Here is a 501-nt window from a genome sequence, read left to right on the forward strand (position 1 = left end):
TCCTCACTTGTAGACGTAAGAGGCGGTGGTGAACTCGAGCAGGCGCCAGACGAGGCCTGCCTGGAAGGCGACGGTTCGCGCACCGGCATAGAGGACCTCTTCCATGTCCTCGGACGGCACCCAGCCCAGCAGATGGCCGATCACCGCCTTTTCCAGCGCCTCCATCTCCAGGGTGGTGCGCCCGCCGGCCCGGTCATTCTCGATGCCGTGGGCAAGTACGACGCCGAAGCGGTAGGTAACGCGCTGGCGCACCTTGCCGACCAGCGAATTGCCTTCCGCACGGTCGCTGATGGGGATCACCCAGGCGGCAGGGCGGAGGTGACGGGCTGGCGGTGCGGCCGATGCGGCGGCGAATTCAATGGCCCCCTGGACTTGGCGCAGGGGCTTGTCCTGGCCGACCAGGTCGGACAGACGGTCCAGACAGGAAAAGAGGATCATTGCAGCCCCTCCATCAGGTAATCGCCCAGGATGTCCAAAATCCCTTGCCGGTCATCGTCATTG

1 protein-coding gene is annotated in these 501 nt (G+C 64.9%); it reads right to left on the reverse strand.

The genetic code is table 11. The annotated features are described in order from the left end of the window. Positions 1-3: 3 nt before the first annotated feature. Positions 4-438: a hypothetical protein gene (locus tag EPD66_RS23910; protein WP_142851053.1), complete on the reverse strand. Its 435-nt coding sequence runs from the start codon at positions 436-438 to the stop codon at positions 4-6. Positions 439-501: the final 63 nt, after the last annotated feature.

This window comes from Telmatospirillum sp. J64-1 (assembly GCF_006980715.1).
Lineage (GTDB): Bacteria > Pseudomonadota > Alphaproteobacteria > Rhodospirillales > Magnetospirillaceae > Oleiliquidispirillum > Oleiliquidispirillum nitrogeniifigens.